Source organism: Terriglobus roseus DSM 18391 (assembly GCF_000265425.1).
Lineage (GTDB): Bacteria > Acidobacteriota > Terriglobia > Terriglobales > Acidobacteriaceae > Terriglobus > Terriglobus roseus.
Genome location: NC_018014.1, coordinates 2,305,583 through 2,322,251, shown reverse-complemented (window position 1 = coordinate 2,322,251; position 16,669 = coordinate 2,305,583). Strand labels below are relative to the sequence as shown.

The following is a 16,669-nucleotide window of genomic DNA, read 5'->3' as shown; positions in this document are numbered from 1 at the left end:
TTAGTCGCGGTGGCGTTTCTTGATCTCGACGTTCAGGCGTTTGATCTTCTGGTTCAGGGTGCTTAGAGGGATGCGCAGGAACTCTGCGGCCTCGGTCTGGTTCCAGTTGCAGCGTTCGAGGCGGTCGGCCAGGATGCGGCGCTCGATCTCTTCCATGATGTCGAAGAGGGAGGCGTCGGTCTTGTGGTCGAGCACAGCCGCGGTATAGACGGTGCCGCTCAACTGTTGCGGCAGCAGGTCGAGCGTGATGTTGGGGCCGCCGGAGAGCACGACGCCGCGCTCCATGGCGTTCTCGAGTTCGCGGACGTTGCCGGGCCAGTCGTAGTCGAGCATGGCGCGCAAAGCGTCGGGCGAGAGTGTGCGCAGCTCAAAGCCGTTCTCTTCGCTGTAGTGCCGCAGGAAGTGAGCGGCAAGCAGCGGAACGTCTTCCTTGCGCTGGCGCAGTGCCGGCAGATCGAGCGTGATGACGGAGAGGCGATAGTAAAGATCTTCGCGGAAGCGTCCGTCGCGAACAGCGGCCTGCAGGTTCACGTTGGTGGCGGCGACGATGCGCACATCCACTGCGATCTCGGCGGTGCCACCTACGGGCATGAAGCGGCGCTCCTGCAGTGCACGCAGCACCTTGGCCTGCGTCTCGATGGGCATGGTGCCGATCTCGTCGAGGAAGAGTGTGCCGCCGTCCGCGACCTCGAAGAGGCCCTTCTTCGCCGCAACGGCGGAGGTGAAGGCGCCCTTCACGTGTCCGAAGAGTGTGGACTCCAGCAGGTCGGTCGGTACGGCGCCCGTGTTGATGGCTACGAAGGGCTTGTCGCGGCGCGGGCTGGCCGTGTGGATGGCCTTGGCGATGAGTTCCTTGCCGGTGCCGCTCTCGCCCTGGATGAGGACGGTGGTCTTCGCGGGTGCGACCTGTGCGACGGTGTCCAGCAGCTTCGCCATGATGTCGGACTTGCCGATGATGTTGTCGAAGCTGTATCGCTGCTTCAAGGTCTTACGAAGCTGAACGACCTCCTGCTGCGAGCGATGCTTCGCGATCGCGGTCCGCATGTCCGCCAGGAGCTTCTCGTTATCCCAGGGCTTCTGGACGAAGTTATCGGCGCCCGCACGGAGTGCGTCGACGACGTTGCCGACGGTGCCGAAGGCCGTAATCATGATGACGGGGAGTTCGGGCCGCATACGCTTGATGCGGGGCAGCAGGTCGATGCCGCTCTCGCCCGGCATGGACAGGTCCAGCAGCAGCAGGTCGTACTGACCGCCAGCGAGCGCTTCGAGGCCGCTGATGCCTTCCGGGGCCAGATCGACGGTGAAGCCTTCCAGGGTCAAAAGTGCTTCGAGAGAGTCACGGATGGCGGCTTCGTCGTCAATGATGAGAATGCGTGCGCCGAGTGCGAGTGTGTTGTCGGGTAATGCCTCAGGCATTCACGGTCCTTGCTTCGATGGGATCGATCGCCTGTGATTTGGACGGTTCGCGCTGCGCGCTTGGGTCATCCTTGGGCGATGGCTCGATGGGGAAGTCGAGCGTGAACGTGGTGCCCACGCCGACGGTGCTCTCCACCGCGATACGGCCATTATGCTCCTGCACGATGCCATAAGAAACCGACAACCCCAATCCGGTCCCCTTATGCTGCCCCTGACGAGGCGCATTTTTCGTGGTGAAGAACGGATCGTAGATGCGATGGAGGTGCTCCGGATCGATGCCGGAGCCAGTATCGGAGATACGCAGTGTCACGTCGTTGCCGTTGTCATAGGTGACCAGGCGGATGGTGCCGCCGGCGCCGTCGTTCATGGCGTCTTTGGCGTTCAACAGAAGATTCAGGATCACCTGCTGCAGTTTGCCCTGGCTGCCGTAGATGCGTGGCAGCGTTGCCTGCAGGTCCGCGTCGACGGTGACACGAGCTGTGCGGAGCTGGTGATCGATCAGCGTCAGTGTCTCGCGAAGCACCGCGTTCAGATCGAGAGAGGCGAAGACCGTCGAGCTGGTCCGCGAGAAGTTCAGCAGGCCGTTGACGATCTCCGACGCGCGGAAGGTTTGCTGCGTGATCTTTTCGAGGATCGGAGCAAGGCGCAGATCGTCGCGCGTGTGCTTCTGGAGCATCTGCGCGTAGGACGAGATCACGGCGAGTGGCGTGTTCACCTCGTGCGCTACGCCCGCAGCGAGTAGGCCTATGGAGGACAGCTTCTCAGCCTGTGTCAGTTGACCTTCCAGGCGAGTGCGATCCGTGATGTCTTCCATCATGACGATGGAGCCAACGGAGACGAAGTCGCGCGTTAGCAGTGGGGCAATGGCGATGTTGGCCGTGCGGCTTTCGCCGGTGCGCAGATCCAACCGTACCTTTGACAGGTGATGCGTTCCGGGCTGGTTATGGGCCTCGAAGAAGGGTTCGAGAAACGTGCTCGGGAAGAGTTCGGCAACGTTGCGGCCGATGGCGTCCGCACGCGGGAGCGCGTACATCACTTCCATCTCGGCGTTCCAACTCTCGACGGCGTTGTTCAGGTCCAGAGTGAAGATACCGACCTTGATGGATTCGACGATGTTCTCGTTGAACTCCTTCAGGCGCTCAAACTCGGTGATCTGCTGCTCCAGCCGCGAGAAGAGCTGCGCGTTCTGGATGGCGATGCCGATGTATCCGGCGAGGGAGCTCAGCAGCTCCATGTCTTCGGAGGAGAGGAAGTCACCTTCCTGCGTGCGGCCCAGGCCGATGACGGCGATGGTGCGCGAGGCGTGTCCCTGGCGGGAGACGCGACACGGCAGGTAGTAGTTCAGGTCCAGCAGCGATGCCATCCGCTGCTCAGCCGGCTCCAGGTGCAGCAACTGCTGCGGATTCTCAAAGAAGATGTGGTCCTGAGAAAGCAGACCGAAGTTGAGGAAGGAGTCGCGCGAGGTCTGCGTGGGCAGGTCGACGAGGATGTTGTCGGGCAGACCGTGGGATGCTGCCAGCGAGAAGTCTCGGCCGGTTCCGTCGTCCGATGCGACGAAGACTGCAACGCGCGAAACCAGAAGTGTCTGCGAGAGCCGCTCCACGATAGAGCGCGAGAGCGTCGGCAGATCTGTCTGCGAAGAGAGGCCGCGGCTGAACTCGATCAGCGTCTCGCGATAGTCGTACCGCTTGCGGTCGAAGAGCCGGTCGACACGCGCCTGGATGGCTGCTTTGATCGGCTCGAAGATCAGCGCGGTGGCGATGATACCGGCGAGCAGTCCCCAGATCCGCAGGCTGGGCAGGCGGGTGTGCACCACCTCTGCCGACAGGGCGACCACGCCGAAGTAGACGCCGATAAGCGCGGCCGTCGCGAGCGTGTAGGTGACACCACGCTTGAAGATCAGGTCCGTGTCCATCAGGCGGTAGCGAACAATGGCCCACGCGAAGGTGAGAGGCAGGAAGATCAGCGCGAATCCGGCGGCGCGGGCCAGTGCGACGGGAACGTCCGCGTCCGCAAGGTAGGGAATTGCGTAGAGCGCAGTGAACGGGATGACGGAGAGCTGTGTGCCGCGCGTCAGCCACTTCAACTGCTGCCGCTCCAGCGGCTTGTCGGACGCGCGGTACCGGAACCAGAAGACAACCGCTGCGATCACGTAATACAGCGCGAGATAGCCCACGCCAATCTGATCCAGCCGATGCTTCAGCCGCTCGGTCGCCGACCAGCGTGTGATGGCCTCGATCTGCAGGCCGAACTCGACCGCGCCCGGAATGTAGATCAACGCAACCAATGCCTTGCGGCGCAGGGACTGCGTCATGTCGCCAAACGAGACGGCGAAGTGCAGGAAGAGGGCGGGTTGCAGTGCTCCCGCAGCCAGCACGCCCCAGTAGCAGATCCAATCCAGCGTGTCGAAGACGCCCGTGTAGCGGAAGCTGTAAAGGACGCCGCTGACGAGGCAGAAGACGTAGAAGTGCATCGCCTTTGGCGCAGTCCAGCGTCGCAGCAGGACATACATGCCGATGGCAAGGTAAGCCAGCGCAATGAGACGAAGACCCTGGTTGCGGCTGCGGTCGGTCGGCTCGAGAATGACGGGGACTTCGAGTGGCGCCTTGCCGCGCATCAACGAGTAATTGATGTGGCCCCATGTGCCGGTGTGGCCCATCTCACGCTGCAGAGCCGGGGCAGCTAGTGTGTTGCGCTTGTTGGCCGTGACAAGTAGATCGCCTTCGCGGACGCCAGCGCGATGCGCAGGCGAGTTCGCAGGGACGCGCTCTGCCAGCAGGCCACCGGTGCCTTCAATCCACCAGACGCCGTCCGTCGGCGCCTCGTACGAGCTCTCCTGAAGAAAATTGGCAATGCCCAGCGCGCAGACCAGTAGGGTCACGATCGCCAACACAACGGCGGTTACGCGGGTTTGTAGCGCCTTGCCCATTCCTTCGGTCTTGATCTCCGGCGACGTATCGCGAAACGCGCGCTCATCACCTTCTATTGCACGTTGGAGGCCAATCGCTTATGGCGATAGACGTCATCAAATATGCGGTCCAGTTGGTGGAAATGGCTTGTCAATACCAGTTCATCATACCGCTGACCGCTGGGCGTAAAGCGGTCTACGTTTTCCCATAGCTCGCACTGCAAAACCATGTAGATCGCCGGACTTCCGCGCAGGAAGAGAGTACGTTCCCGGGTGCGGGAAATGCCACCTGGGAGCTCGATCTATCTTGCCTCGCGAGCCGCCTCAACGACGGGTGTCTGCCGGAAGAAGTGCGCGTGGAGCCATTCGCGCAGCGCGAGCTGCATGCGGTCGAGCTTGACTGCGGGCGAGGACGGCACGCCCGCGAAGAAGTGCTCCGCGCCCTCGATCCAGCGCATCTCGGTGTCGCCGGGTGCGTTCGCGAAGACTTCCTCCATCAGCTCTCTCGGAGCGAAGGGATCTTCTGCACCGGTGAGGAAGAGCTTCGGTGCGGTGCAGTCCCTCATGAACTCATAGCTGTACTTGCGCCCGCCCGCCTCCACCGGCATTCCAAGGCCGATGAGGCCCTTGATGCGTGGATCGCCGCAGCCCGCGCGGAAGGCGATGTTCGCACCGAAGGAGAAGCCTGCAAGGAGGATCGGCAGACCGAACTCATGATCGAGCCAATTGATCGCAGCGCGAACATCTTCGATCTCGCCGGGGCCGTTGTCATGGACGCCTTCGCTGCGGCCTGTCCCGCGGAAGTTGAAGCGGAGTACCGGCACACCGAAGTGCGAGAATCCCTTCGCGGCCTGATAGACCACCTTGGTATGCATGGTGCCGCCCGACGGCGGATGCGGATGACAGACCAGCGCGGAGTAAGTTGCGGCGCTGTTGCCGACGTTGAGCAACGCCTCCAGCCGCCCCGCGGGTCCGCGCAGTGTCTCGATCGTTTGAATGGTTGCAGCCATGCTTCGATGATAGCGGCGACTTCGTCGGGTATCCTTGTGTGCATGTCCATCGATCCAATTGCGCTGACACGAAAGCTTGTCGACATCGAATCGACGACCTACAACGAAGGCCGCTGCGGCGTGTTTCTTGACGAATATCTGCGCGGGCTTGGCTACAACGTGGAGCGGCAGAAGGTGGAGCAGCCGGGGATCAACGGCTCATCCGGTGAGCGTTTCAATGTCTATGCGACCATGCCCGGCTCGTCGCCGCTGATCACCCTGTCGACGCACTTTGATACGGTGCCGCCGTACTTCGAATCGAGCGAAGACGACGTGTACGTGTACGGCCGCGGTTCGTGCGATGCCAAGGGCATCCTCGCATCGCAGGTGTGCGCCGCAGAGAAGCTTCTGAAGGGCGGCGTTGCAGTTGGCTTGCTTTACGTCGTCGGTGAAGAGCGTGACTCCGCCGGTGCTAAGGTGGCGAATCTTGATGGACACGGCTCGCGCTACCTGATCAATGGCGAACCGACGGAGAACAAACTAGCGCTCGCCACCAAGGGCGCGTTGCGGGTGGAACTTCGCGCCAGCGGCAAGATGGCCCATTCGGCGTACCCCGAGCTTGGCGACTCCGCGATCAACAAGCTGATCGACGTCCTGCACGAGCTGCAGCGGACAGAGTTTCCGGTGGATGCCGAGATCGGTGAGACGACGGTGAATACCGGCCTGGTCAGCGGCGGACGAGCTCCGAATGTGATCGCCGACGCGGCCGAGGCGCACGTATTGATCCGCACCATTGGCGATTCGCGCGACGTGAAGGACATTGTGGAGCGGGTGGTTGCGAACCGCTGCGATGTGAAGTTTGCGCTCGACCTGTCCGCCGTCCGCATGAAGCGCATGCCGGGCTGGGAGACGATGGTGGCGAAGTACGCCACGGACATTTCCTCGCTGACGAACTGGGGTGAGCCGATGCTGCTGGGACCTGGAACCATTCATGTCGCGCACACGCCCGAGGAGAAGGTGCTCAAGTCTGAACTGCTGGACGCTGTTGAGAAGTACGCCGAACTTGTCAGCGGACTGGCTGCTGGTCTCTAGGCCGAGACACTGTCATCCTCGACCACGGGATGGCAGTGTCGGGAGCTACTGGCCGTAGATGAGCAGGCCAAACAGGAAGATCCAGAGAGCACCCATGGTGTGCCAGTACCATGCGCTGCAGTCGACCAGGATCTGCCGCGACTCGATCTGTTTTACCGTCCGCATGCCGATGAACGCAGCGATGAGCAGCGCGATCCCCAGCAGCAGGTGCACGCCGTGGATGCCGGTGATCAGGTAAAAGAAGCGCGATGACTGGTTTCCGCGCACGAAGATTGGCTCACGCGCCAGTTGCTTCCACGCCAGGTACTGTCCCCATAAGAACGTCAACCCCAGCAGGGTAGACACAGCCAGCCACGGCATCACACGCTTCCGTGTGGGCGTTCCCATGCCCAGCCACTCTTCCATCACGTCAATCTCGCGGAAGATGGACCGCCGCGCCAGTTCGATGGTGATCGAGGAGATCAGCAGGGCGCCCGTGTTCAGCCATAAGATCGACGGGATCGCGATGGGAACCCACGAGTACACCCAGTGGTTGTAGGCGTCGATGTGTCCGGAGTGCTTGGTTGCGAAGAAGGCGCAGACGATGGCGACGAAGAACATCAGGTCGCCGGCCAGCGCGAAGAAGAGGCCGCGACGATAGTTACCCAGGCGCTCACGTGGTCCGCGACGGCCTACCGGTTTGTTGTTCCAGTTGTCGCCATCGCCACCGCCGCCGGTGTGCTTCGGCTCGATGGGTGGCAGACGTCCGCCACCCGTATCGCCCTCGTCGATACGGCGGGATGGTCGCTTTTCGACGACCTCATCGGGATGAAGAATGGCAGGCATGGCGCAGGCGCTGTTGGCCCTGAGTGTACTCCGTGACCGCATCGGTGAAAACCCGTGCGGCGTAAATCTGCAGAGATTGCTGCGGAAATCGAACGCTAGTTGCGGCCGGACTTCACAAGATCAAGGAAAAGCTGGTGCACCCGCGGATCCGTCGACAGCTCCGGATGAAAGGTGGCCGCCAGCAGATGACCCTGCCGGACGAGCGTAGGCGAACCCTCGCGCTCTGCAAGGACTTCAACGCCGGGGCCCATCTCGGTGATGCGCGGTGCGCGGATGTAGACCATTTCGATTGGGCCGCCGGGCAGGGAAGTTTCAGCTTCCAGGATGCGTGAGTCATTCTGACGGCCGTAGGCGTTGCGCTCGATCGCGATGTCGAGGACGCCAAGGGACTTCTGCGTGGGGCTAAGCACTGTCTTTGCCATCAGGATGACGCCGGCGCAGGTGCCAAAGGTGGGTTTCGTGCGCGTGAACTCAGCCAGCACGTCGAAGAAGCCGGCGCGCTCCAGGTGCTTCAGAAATGTGGTCGATTCGCCACCGGGAATGATGAGGCCGTCGATGGTGGCGAGCTGTTCCGGCTTGCGGACCAGAACGGTCGTCGCGCCCAGCGATTGCAACATGCGCGCGTGCGCGTCAAAGGCGCCCTGCAGCGCGAGAATACCGATGGTTGGTTGCGCAATGCCTGTGGATGAGTCGGCCATAAGCCATCATAGCGGCTGCATCGTGACGCGGAGCACTAAGCCGTCTCTTCGACCGTGATCGAACGCACATCCACCTCGAACTCAAGCGGTACGCCGTCCGGGCCAAAGACAGGCGGGTCGCCGGGAATGTGGGTGCAACGGGTAAGCGGTAAACCGGCGGATGCGAATACACCCTCGAGATCTCCGATCGAATGCCTTGTGTAGATCTGTCCTGCGGTAACCCTGTCCCAATACCCGCCAAGTTGCCGCACGGTAAGCTGCAGCTCTTCAAGGACGAAGGCGGCTTTTTCCTGCATGCCGCTGGACGAGATGTCACCGGTCGCGATGACGCGATCTGGATTGCTTGCAAGTTCCGGCTTGCCTGAGATGAGAAAGTCCTGCGCCTCTGGGCTGGAACGGCTCGGTACGGCGAAGGTAAAGGCAGCCAGTGCCGCATCCGTTGGTGCACCAATCGCCGGTGCCATGTTGGTGCGGGCGGCGGGGTTCACCGGCTCGATCTCGAAACCGCTTGAGCCAAGTGCGGCGATGGAGCGCCGGTTAAACTCCGCAAACCCGGTGCGGGAAAGTCTGGTGGGAATACGGAGTTCGCAGCCGCAGAAAGCCTGCATCGGCCGTCCTGCGGCGCGGATGAATTCGGCCGCAAATCTCAAGCCGGCTTCCAGTGGAAGCCCCCGCCGTAAGTGGACACGGCGAAACACGTATCCATCGAGCGCGATCACACCGCGCGAAAAGGAGCGACCAGCATCCGGTAGGTAAGCAAATCCACCATTCAGCACGACTTTCACGGCGGTCCGATGCTCGCTGGTCAAGGAGCTCCTTTTAAGAGAGAAAGGCCGCGATTGCTCGCGGCCTTTCGTGTGCGTTTCATGCCAACCAACGGAAGGCTTACGCGAAGCAGTAAGCGGGCGTGTGAACGCCTACCAGCCCCGTGTCTGCATCAGGTTCTTCTCTTCAATGGCGGCTGCTGCGAGGCCCTTCATCGATCCCAGTACGGCTTCGCTGGCTTCCGCCAAGATCTTGGGATCGTCGTAGTGCGTTGCCGCGATGACGATAGCCTTTGCGCGCGAGATGGCCTCGGCACGATCCTTGGGGTCGTTCTCCACGTCGAGGGGCGTTGCGCCCTCCTTCATGAAGATGCCACTGCCGACGAAGACCGTCTCTGCGCCTAGCTGCATCATCAACGAAGCGTCGGCCGGGGTGGCGATACCGCCAGCCGAGAAGTTCGGCACGGGCAGCTTGCCGGTCTGCGCGACCATACGGATCAGCTCGTACGGTGCGCCGTGGACCTTGGCTGCGTTGTAGAGCTCTTCGTCACCCAGAACAGTGAGTGCCTTGATCTCACGGATGATCTGGCGCATATGCTGCACAGCGTGCACTACGTCGCCGGTGCCCGGCTCGCCCTTTGTGCGGATCATGGCTGCGCCCTCAGCGATGCGGCGAAGCGCCTCGCCCAGGTTGCGTGCACCGCAGACGAAGGGCGTGGTGAACGCATGCTTGTCGATGTGGTAAACCTCATCGGCGGGCGTGAGAACTTCGCTCTCGTCGATGAAGTCAACGCCCAGATGCTGCAGGACCTGCGCCTCGGCAAAGTGGCCGATGCGTGCCTTTGCCATAACCGGGATGGAGACGGTGGCGATGATTTCCTTGATGAGCTTGGGGTTCGCCATGCGGGCAACGCCGCCTTCGGCGCGTATCATCGCGGGAACGCGCTCAAGTGCCATGACGGAAACAGCGCCGGCTTCTTCAGCGATGCGCGCCTGCTCAACGTTCATGACGTCCATGATGACGCCGCCCTTGAGCATCTCGGCCAGGCCGGTCTTCAGCCGCAGACCGTGCGGTGCGTAGTTACCGTTGGAAGAAGAGAGGTCAGCCATGGCGCAAATGCTCCTTCGGATGTTTCGCAAAATGTAAGACGGGTTAGTTCGGGTGCACAATGCATCCCGGCCAGCAAGCTAAGTTTAGCAGCGAATTTATGGCACTGTTCGCCGATCTATGACACTGTGCGGTACGCGGACGGGACAGGCCCACTTTGTTCGCGGCACGCAGAAGCTCGCCCAAGGGCGCAGCTATGCGTGCTGTGCCACAACCGAACAGACAGCCGCACCGAACCGCTCGATCCACGCCCCATCGATGTCCATTGCCCGCAGATCGGCAACGGACTGCGGTCTTTGCGCGGCAATTTCGCGAATCGTCCGATCGTGCAACAAGTCAAAGGGCGCTTTCGATTGCCGTTGCGCCTCCCGCATCCGCCATACTTTCAGCGCATGTTCCAGCGATTGCGGGGCATCGTCGGCAGGTTGCGTCGGAACATACGAGATCGCCGCCTGAATGGTCGTTGCAGCTGGCGGCCGAGCAGCCGCTGCATTCTTCGCCTGCTTGGGGGCGGGCTTGCTGGTGGGAGCAGACCCTCCGCTGACTACGGTAAGAATCGCGTCGCCGAACCGCTCCGCCTTGGCTGGGCCAATGCCCGAGATGTTCTGCAATTCCGCCATCGAAGCGGGAGCCTCAAGGACAATGGCGCGCAAAGTCCGGTCGCCGAAGACCACGAACGCAGGCTTGCCGAGGGTCTTTGCTTCCGCCGCACGCCACGCCCGCAGCGACGCATCAAGCTGCTTCTGCTCGGCCGAGAGCGGCGTGTTCTCAATGTCAGCAGCCTTCTTCTTCGCAGAGGATGTCGTGCTACGGTCGCGGGTACGTGTGCGGCCCGCGTTGACCGTTTCGGCATCCCGCAATTGCAGGCCCACCGGATCCTCGCCGGTGTCCTCGGCTTCGCGGCCCTCGTGAGTGAGCAGGGCGCGGCGATAGCTGATCTCGCGGCCATCCTCCGCGACGAAGCTAGCGGACTCAACAGCGGTGTAACCGGCACGTGTCAGCGAGTCCAGCAGCGCGTCCATCTCTTTGCGGTCAAGCGCACCGGTCGGGTAGAGCTCGGTAAACAGCTTGCCCGTGGATTTGCCCGCAGATGCCCCCGACAGTGCCCGCAGGATGCGCTTGATCTCGCGCATCTCGTCGTTCGTTGGTTCGCGGAAGGCCTGTGCCGACGCGCGTTCCGGTGAACAGAAGTCACACAGACCGCAGGTGCGAGCGCTATCGGAGGAATCACCAAAGTGCTTAATGAGTGCAGCCATGCGGCATTCGGCACCCGAGGCGAAGCGCATCATCGCGTCGATCTGGCCACGGCGAAAGTTCACCTGCGTGTCGTAGGTGCGGCGCCACTGCGCGTTGGGGTTCTCCGCGCGCGTCACGTTGCCGCCCATATCGATCTGCGCGGCACCCTGCGCCAGCAGTTTGTCGAGTGCGGGGCCGAAGACGTCCAAGTCAAGCTTCAGCCGGATGCGCAGATCGTCCGCGTAAATTGGCTCCTCACCCAGAGACGTGGCGATGCGTGCCAGCGTGTCTGCCGGCGGATAGTCGCGCTCCAGAAAGAAGTCATGCATCCGGCGGTCGGCGAAGCTGTACATCAGCACCGTGCGTGCGGGCTTCCCGTCGCGGCCAGCACGACCAATCTCCTGATAGAAGCTCTCGACCGATGCAGGCATGGCCATGTGCAGGACAGTCCGCACGTCGGCTTTGTCGATCCCCATGCCGAAGGCGATGGTCGCAACGACCACCTCCGTCTTGCCATCGAGAAAGCTGCGTTGCACGCGGTCGCGCGTGCCCGGATCAAGACCTGCGTGATAGCTGGCGGTAGGGAAGTCGGTGTTCAGTTCGGTCGCGAGTGCCTCAGCGTCCTTGCGCGATGGCGCATAGATGATGGCCGGGCGATTCGCGTCGTCCTTCAGCAGCTTGCGCGCGAGTTCGATACGGCGCGGCTTGCTGACCTCAACCACCTCGACCGCAAGATTCGTGCGGCGGAAACCGTGAATGAACTGTTTTGCATCCTTTAGCGCTAGTTCGCTGACGATGTCGCGCTGCACCTGTGGTGTCGCTGTCGCCGTCAGCGCGATTACCGGGGCTGGCCGCAGTGACTGCAGATGCGCCGCCAAATTGCGGTAGTCCGGCCGAAAGTCATGGCCCCATTGCGAAATGCAGTGCGCTTCGTCGATCGCGATGAGCGAAGGCAGTCGCTTGGTCAGCATGGCACCGAAGCCCGGTACTCGGAAGCGCTCGGGTGCGATGAAGAGAAATTGCAGGTTGCCGTCGAGATAGTCGCGGCACACCTGCCGGCTGTGTTCTCGGTCCATGCCGGAGTGGATACGACCCACGCGCAGGCCGAGTGATGTCAGTTTGTGAGCCTGATCGTCCATCAGCGCGATCAGCGGCGAGATCACCAGCGCCGTGCCACCTCGCGCCAGAGCTGGAAGCTGGTAGCAGAGACTCTTGCCTGCACCCGTCGGCATCACCAGCAGCACATCCCGCCCAGCAGTGGCGGCCTCGCACACAGCCTGCTGATTCACGCGAAAATCGCGAAAACCAAAGGTGCTGTGCAGCAGTGCATTCAGATCGACAGGTGGAGTGGTGGAGGCCATGCGGTGAATGCTATTTTCGCATAGCGTTCGCCTCAGGCATGCTGCACAAACAGAAGCGGCACCATCGCTGGTGCCGCTTCCGGTTCCTGTCTCTTTGTTGAAACTACGCCGCCATGATCTTGTCCGGCGTAATGGGGAAGTCGCGCACGCGCTTGCCGGTAGCGTTGAAGATGGCGTTAGCGATTGCGCCTGCGACGCCAGTGATGCCGATCTCGCCCACGCCCCTCGCGCCCTGAGGATTGAACTTCGTATCCGGCGTGTCGATGACCGTGACGTCGATGATGCCAGCGTCAAGGTTGACCGGCACGTGGTACTCCGCCAGATTGTTGTTGACGATGCGGCCCGTGGTGTTGTCGAGCACCGTCTCCTCGGTAAGTGCAGTACCGATGCCCCACACGATGCCACCCTCAAGCTGCGACATGCCGGTCTTTTTGTTTAGCAGCTTGCCGATGTCGTAGGTCGCAACGACGCGGCGGACCTCCACCATGTGCGTGTGATCGTCCACGGCGACCTCTGCAAAGACTGCGCCCCAGCTATGCGTGGATAGCGCGCGTTGCGCCTCCTGGCTTGGTTCGCCGGACCCCGTTTCCTCAATGGCTGCTCCCTTGTTGCGAGCGATCGAGGCTGCCAGTGGTTCAGACTTCGACGCGTCGGTCTTCGATACCAACATGCCACCCTTCACCTCGATGTCATTCACCATGGCGCCGTACAGCTTGGACGATGGATCGGCGGCAGCCATGTTTGCGAGCTTCAACTTCAACTGATTGCAGGCTTCCTTGACCGCAGGTCCAACGGACGCAGTGGACTGCGAACCGCCTGACACCGGTGCCTTGGGCAGCGTAGAGTCGCCCAGCTTCACATCGATCATCTCCCAGGGAACATCCAGCTCCTGCATGACGGTCTGGGCCATCATGGTGTACATGCCGGTGCCAAGGTCCTGCGTGCCGCTGCCAATGAACATGCGACCGTTGGCCTGTAAGCGAATGACGGCCATAGCAGCCGAGCGATTCGCCGGGTAGGTGGCGGTCGCCATGCCGTACCCGATGTGCTTGTTGCCTTCGCGCATCGCTCCGGGCGTGCTGTTCCGCTTCGTCCATCCAAAGCGTTCTGCTGCCTGTGTGTAAGCATCCTTTAGGTGCTTCGAAGAGAACTCTTTTTGCTGGCCCGGATCCTTCTCGGCGTAGTTCAGCATGCGGAGTTGGAGGGGATCCATATTGAGCTTGATGGCCAGTTCGTCCATCGCCGACTCGAGTGCCGCTGTCCCGACTGCCTCACCCGGTGCGCGCTGGAAGGTCTGCACGCCGATGTTCATGTCCACCATCTTGTGCGAGGTGCTGATCTGGTCGCACTGGTAGAGCATCGTGGTCTGGTTCGCCGCAGCCTCCATGAAGTCTTCCATCACCGAGGCGGGCAGAATCACGTCATGCTGTATCGCCACGAGCTTGCCGGTGTTGTCCGTACCCAGCTTGATGGTCTGTACCGTCTTCGGGCGTCCGCCAACTGGGCCGAACATCTGGTTGCGCTCCATCACCAGCTTCACGGGCACGCCCGCAACCTTCGCAGCCAGGGCGCACAGGACCACATGCGACCACGTCGATCCCTTCGAGCCGAAGCCGCCGCCAACGTAGGGATCGATGACGTGAACGCTGTCGAGCGGCAGTGAGAAGTGCTTGGCCAGCGTCTGCTTATCGCCGCTGATGTATTGCGTCGCATCGTAGACGGTCAGCTTGTCGGCCTCCCATGCGGCGATGGTCGCATGGGGCTCCATGGGATTGTGTGTCTGCAGCGGAGTGCTGTAGGTGTGCTCAACGACGGTTGTCGCCTTCGCCCATGCGGCCGCTTCGTCGCCATGCTTCTGTGCCTTGGGAGCGTTGCCGCCTTTGGGCATACGCGCCTCGCCGAGGCGCTTGTCGAAGTTCAGCTTCGACGGCACGACCTTGTACTTCACCTTGATCAGCGAAGCTGCGTGCGCCGCCTCTACCTGCGACTTCGCGAGCACGATCCCAATCGGCTCGCCGTTGTAATAGACGGTGCGGTCCTGCAGGAGCGATAGCTTGCGCGTGGCAGGCGGCTGCGGAGCCACCATCGGCAGCTTTGGTGCGTTGAACGGCGTCAGAATCTTCACGACACCGGAGGCGTGGTCGGCCGCAGACGTGTCCATGCTGATGATCTCGCCCGAAGCGATGTTCGACACCACAAGGTAGGCGTACAGCATGCCCTTGCCTTTGAATTGTTCTTCGATCTCCTTGGCAAACTCGGCAGCATACTTCGCCTTGCCCAAGACCTTCAGCTTGCCGTCATAACGAACCGGCAGTTCCTTGCCGTTGCCGACAGGACTCTTCTGTTCCTGCATCTCGTCCATCATGCTGCCGCTCCTTCTGCGCCGTGGTTGCCGGTGCCTTGCGCCGCCAAGGTGAAGGCGCGGACGATGCAGCTCTTCGCGAGTTCGATCTTGAAGGCGTTGTGCTCGTAGCCCTTCGCACCCTGCATGGCTGCTGCCGCGGCGGCCTTGAAAGTTTCTTCAGTGGCGGGCTTGCCGATCATGGCCTTTTCAGCGGCTTCGCTGGTCCATGGCTTATGTGCGACGCCACCCAATGCCAGCGCGACGGACTTGATGCTTCCGCCGTCCATTTCAAGACCAGCGGCGACGGAAACAAGTGCGAAGGCATAGCTCTGCCGATCGCGCGCCTTCAGGTAGTAGCTGTTTGCCGCAAACTTCGCAGCAGACGCCGGCAGATGCACGCCGGTGATCAGTTCATCGTGCTGCAGGTTCGTGTCGAGCTGTGGCGTCTTGCCAACCAGCCGGTGGAACTCGCGCACAGGCATCGTTCGCTTGCCCTTCGGCCCTGAAATTTCAACCACTGCATGAAGTGCCGCCAGCGCCACGTTCATGTCGCTGGGGTTTGTCGCGATGCAGGTATGCGCGCCGGCTGGCCCCTCGTCCGTCTGTCCCAGAACCGCATGGACGCGATTGAATCCCTCGACGGCTCCGCAGCCCGAACCCGGGGCGCGCTTGTTGCAGGCAGGCAGAGCAGAATCATAAAAGTAGTAGCAGCGAGTGCGCTGCATCAGGTTGCCGCCGGTCGTGGCCAGGTTGCGTAACTGCGCAGAAGCACCCGCAAGCAGTGCCTGCGAAAGCAGGGGATAGGTCTTGCGTACATCCCCATCGTTCGCCAGGTCGCTGTTGCGGACCAGGGCGCCGACGCGGTGTCCGCCTTCTACAGCTTCGATGTGCGCCAATGCCGACAGGCGCGTGATGTCGATCAACGTAGACGGGCGCTCGACATCCTGCTTCATCAGGTCGACGAGGTTTGTTCCGCCGCCCAGCAGCTTCGCGTTCTTGTCGGCAGCGAGGGAGTGGACGGCGCCTTCGGGGGCAGTGGCTCGTTCGTAAGCGAAGGGATTCACAGGCTCATTCCTTTCGCGACAGCGCGTACGGCGCTCACAATGTTGGGGTAGGCGCCGCAGCGGCAGATGTTGCCGCTCATGCGCTCCTTGATCTCACGGTCGGTCAGTTTCGGCGCATTCTGTGTGCCGTCTTCGAACGAAACCACCGACGCGTGGCCGGCCTTCATCTCGTCCAGTAACGCTGTCGCCGAACAGATCTGGCCGGGCGTGCAGTAGCCGCACTGAAACGCGTCATGTTCCAGGAAGGCAGCCTGCATGGGCGAGAGGTCATCGCCGTGCGACAGTCCTTCAATAGTCGTGATGGGGTCGCCCTCAGCCGAAACCGCCAATAGCAGGCAGCTATTCACACGACGGCCATTAACAAGCACCGTGCATGCGCCACACTGGCCGTGATCGCAACCCTTCTTCGATCCGGTCATGTCCAGGTGATCTCGCAGCGCGTCGAGCAGGCTGGTCCGCGTGTCCAACTGGATGCTGTGATCCTGCCCGTTGATGTTCAGTGTTACGGACTTGGTCTTGGCAACTTCCAGGCATCACGGTCTGCGCGTCCGCTGGGGACATACCCACCGCCAGCGTTGCGCCAACGGCGGTCGCCGATTGCAGAAGGTGCGGCGGCTGACCTCCCAATTCTGGAGATCCTCCGGCTCAGGTGCCGTATCAAGGGTTTGACACTTGGAATTGCTCATAGGGCCTCAAGGGTTGGTTGTGACATGGGAAGAAGACTTGAATCAACATAACTGTGATGAGGAGAGCGACATAGCAAGATGTCTCAGCCAACGCGCCACATTGACGACGTCCTTCGCTTCTCGCCGCCTTGGAATTCCTGTGAAAGTGCGGTAAACTAAGGTGTTTGTTGCGCCTTGC

The 16,669-nt window shown here is 61.7% G+C and carries 12 protein-coding genes; 1 reads left to right on the top strand and 11 read right to left on the bottom strand.

Annotation, left to right across the window (positions count from 1 at the left end):
• The 3 genes from TERRO_RS09705 to TERRO_RS09695 form a co-directional block, all read right to left on the bottom strand.
• Window positions 1-1,416: a sigma-54-dependent transcriptional regulator gene (locus TERRO_RS09705; RefSeq protein WP_014785824.1), complete on the bottom strand. Its 1,416-nt coding sequence runs from the start codon at window positions 1,414-1,416 to the stop codon at window positions 1-3.
• On the bottom strand, window positions 1,409-4,345 hold the full coding sequence (locus TERRO_RS09700) for an ATP-binding protein (protein WP_014785823.1): 2,937 nt from the start codon (window positions 4,343-4,345) through the stop codon (window positions 1,409-1,411). The genes TERRO_RS09705 and TERRO_RS09700 overlap by 8 nt, the downstream gene beginning before the upstream one ends.
• Window positions 4,346-4,626: 281 nt before the next feature.
• Window positions 4,627-5,334, bottom strand: a complete 708-nt coding sequence (locus TERRO_RS09695; RefSeq protein WP_014785821.1) for an alpha/beta hydrolase — start codon at window positions 5,332-5,334, stop codon at window positions 4,627-4,629.
• 42 nt (window positions 5,335-5,376) lie between these two features.
• Here TERRO_RS09695 and TERRO_RS09690 point away from each other — a divergent pair, with 42 nt between their 5' ends.
• A complete protein-coding gene (locus TERRO_RS09690; RefSeq protein WP_041592543.1) occupies window positions 5,377-6,405 on the top strand; it encodes a M20/M25/M40 family metallo-hydrolase in 1,029 nt (342 codons plus the stop codon).
• Window positions 6,406-6,450: 45 nt separating this feature from the next.
• Here the strand turns inward: TERRO_RS09690 and TERRO_RS09685 are convergent, their stop codons facing one another.
• The 8 genes from TERRO_RS09685 to TERRO_RS09650 form a co-directional block, all read right to left on the bottom strand.
• The gene (locus TERRO_RS09685) at window positions 6,451-7,230 is read right to left on the bottom strand and encodes a cytochrome c oxidase subunit 3 (protein WP_014785819.1); all 780 of its coding nucleotides are present in this window, start codon (window positions 7,228-7,230) and stop codon (window positions 6,451-6,453) included.
• Window positions 7,231-7,325: 95 nt separating this feature from the next.
• Complete coding sequence (pdxT, locus tag TERRO_RS09680) at window positions 7,326-7,928, bottom strand: pyridoxal 5'-phosphate synthase glutaminase subunit PdxT (protein WP_014785818.1); 603 nt, start codon at window positions 7,926-7,928, stop codon at window positions 7,326-7,328.
• A 35-nt stretch (window positions 7,929-7,963) separates the two neighbouring features.
• Window positions 7,964-8,737 carry a hypothetical protein gene (locus tag TERRO_RS09675; protein ID WP_014785817.1) on the bottom strand — a complete coding sequence of 258 codons (774 nt, stop codon included), beginning with the start codon at window positions 8,735-8,737 and terminating at the stop codon, window positions 7,964-7,966.
• A gap of 108 nt (window positions 8,738-8,845) precedes the next feature.
• Window positions 8,846-9,802: a pyridoxal 5'-phosphate synthase lyase subunit PdxS gene (pdxS, locus tag TERRO_RS09670; protein ID WP_014785816.1), complete on the bottom strand. Its 957-nt coding sequence runs from the start codon at window positions 9,800-9,802 to the stop codon at window positions 8,846-8,848.
• Window positions 9,803-9,994: 192 nt separating this feature from the next.
• Window positions 9,995-12,397, bottom strand: a complete 2,403-nt coding sequence (locus tag TERRO_RS09665) for a RecQ family ATP-dependent DNA helicase (protein WP_014785815.1) — start codon at window positions 12,395-12,397, stop codon at window positions 9,995-9,997.
• Between the two features lie 103 nt (window positions 12,398-12,500).
• Window positions 12,501-14,762, bottom strand: coding sequence for a xanthine dehydrogenase family protein molybdopterin-binding subunit (locus TERRO_RS09660; RefSeq protein ID WP_014785814.1), 2,262 nt, complete (start codon window positions 14,760-14,762; stop codon window positions 12,501-12,503).
• On the bottom strand, window positions 14,759-15,805 hold the full coding sequence (locus tag TERRO_RS09655; RefSeq protein WP_014785813.1) for an FAD binding domain-containing protein: 1,047 nt from the start codon (window positions 15,803-15,805) through the stop codon (window positions 14,759-14,761). The genes TERRO_RS09660 and TERRO_RS09655 overlap by 4 nt, the downstream gene beginning before the upstream one ends.
• Window positions 15,802-16,272: a 2Fe-2S iron-sulfur cluster-binding protein gene (locus TERRO_RS09650; protein WP_014785812.1), complete on the bottom strand. Its 471-nt coding sequence runs from the start codon at window positions 16,270-16,272 to the stop codon at window positions 15,802-15,804. The genes TERRO_RS09655 and TERRO_RS09650 overlap by 4 nt, the downstream gene beginning before the upstream one ends.
• Window positions 16,273-16,669 lie beyond the last annotated feature (397 nt).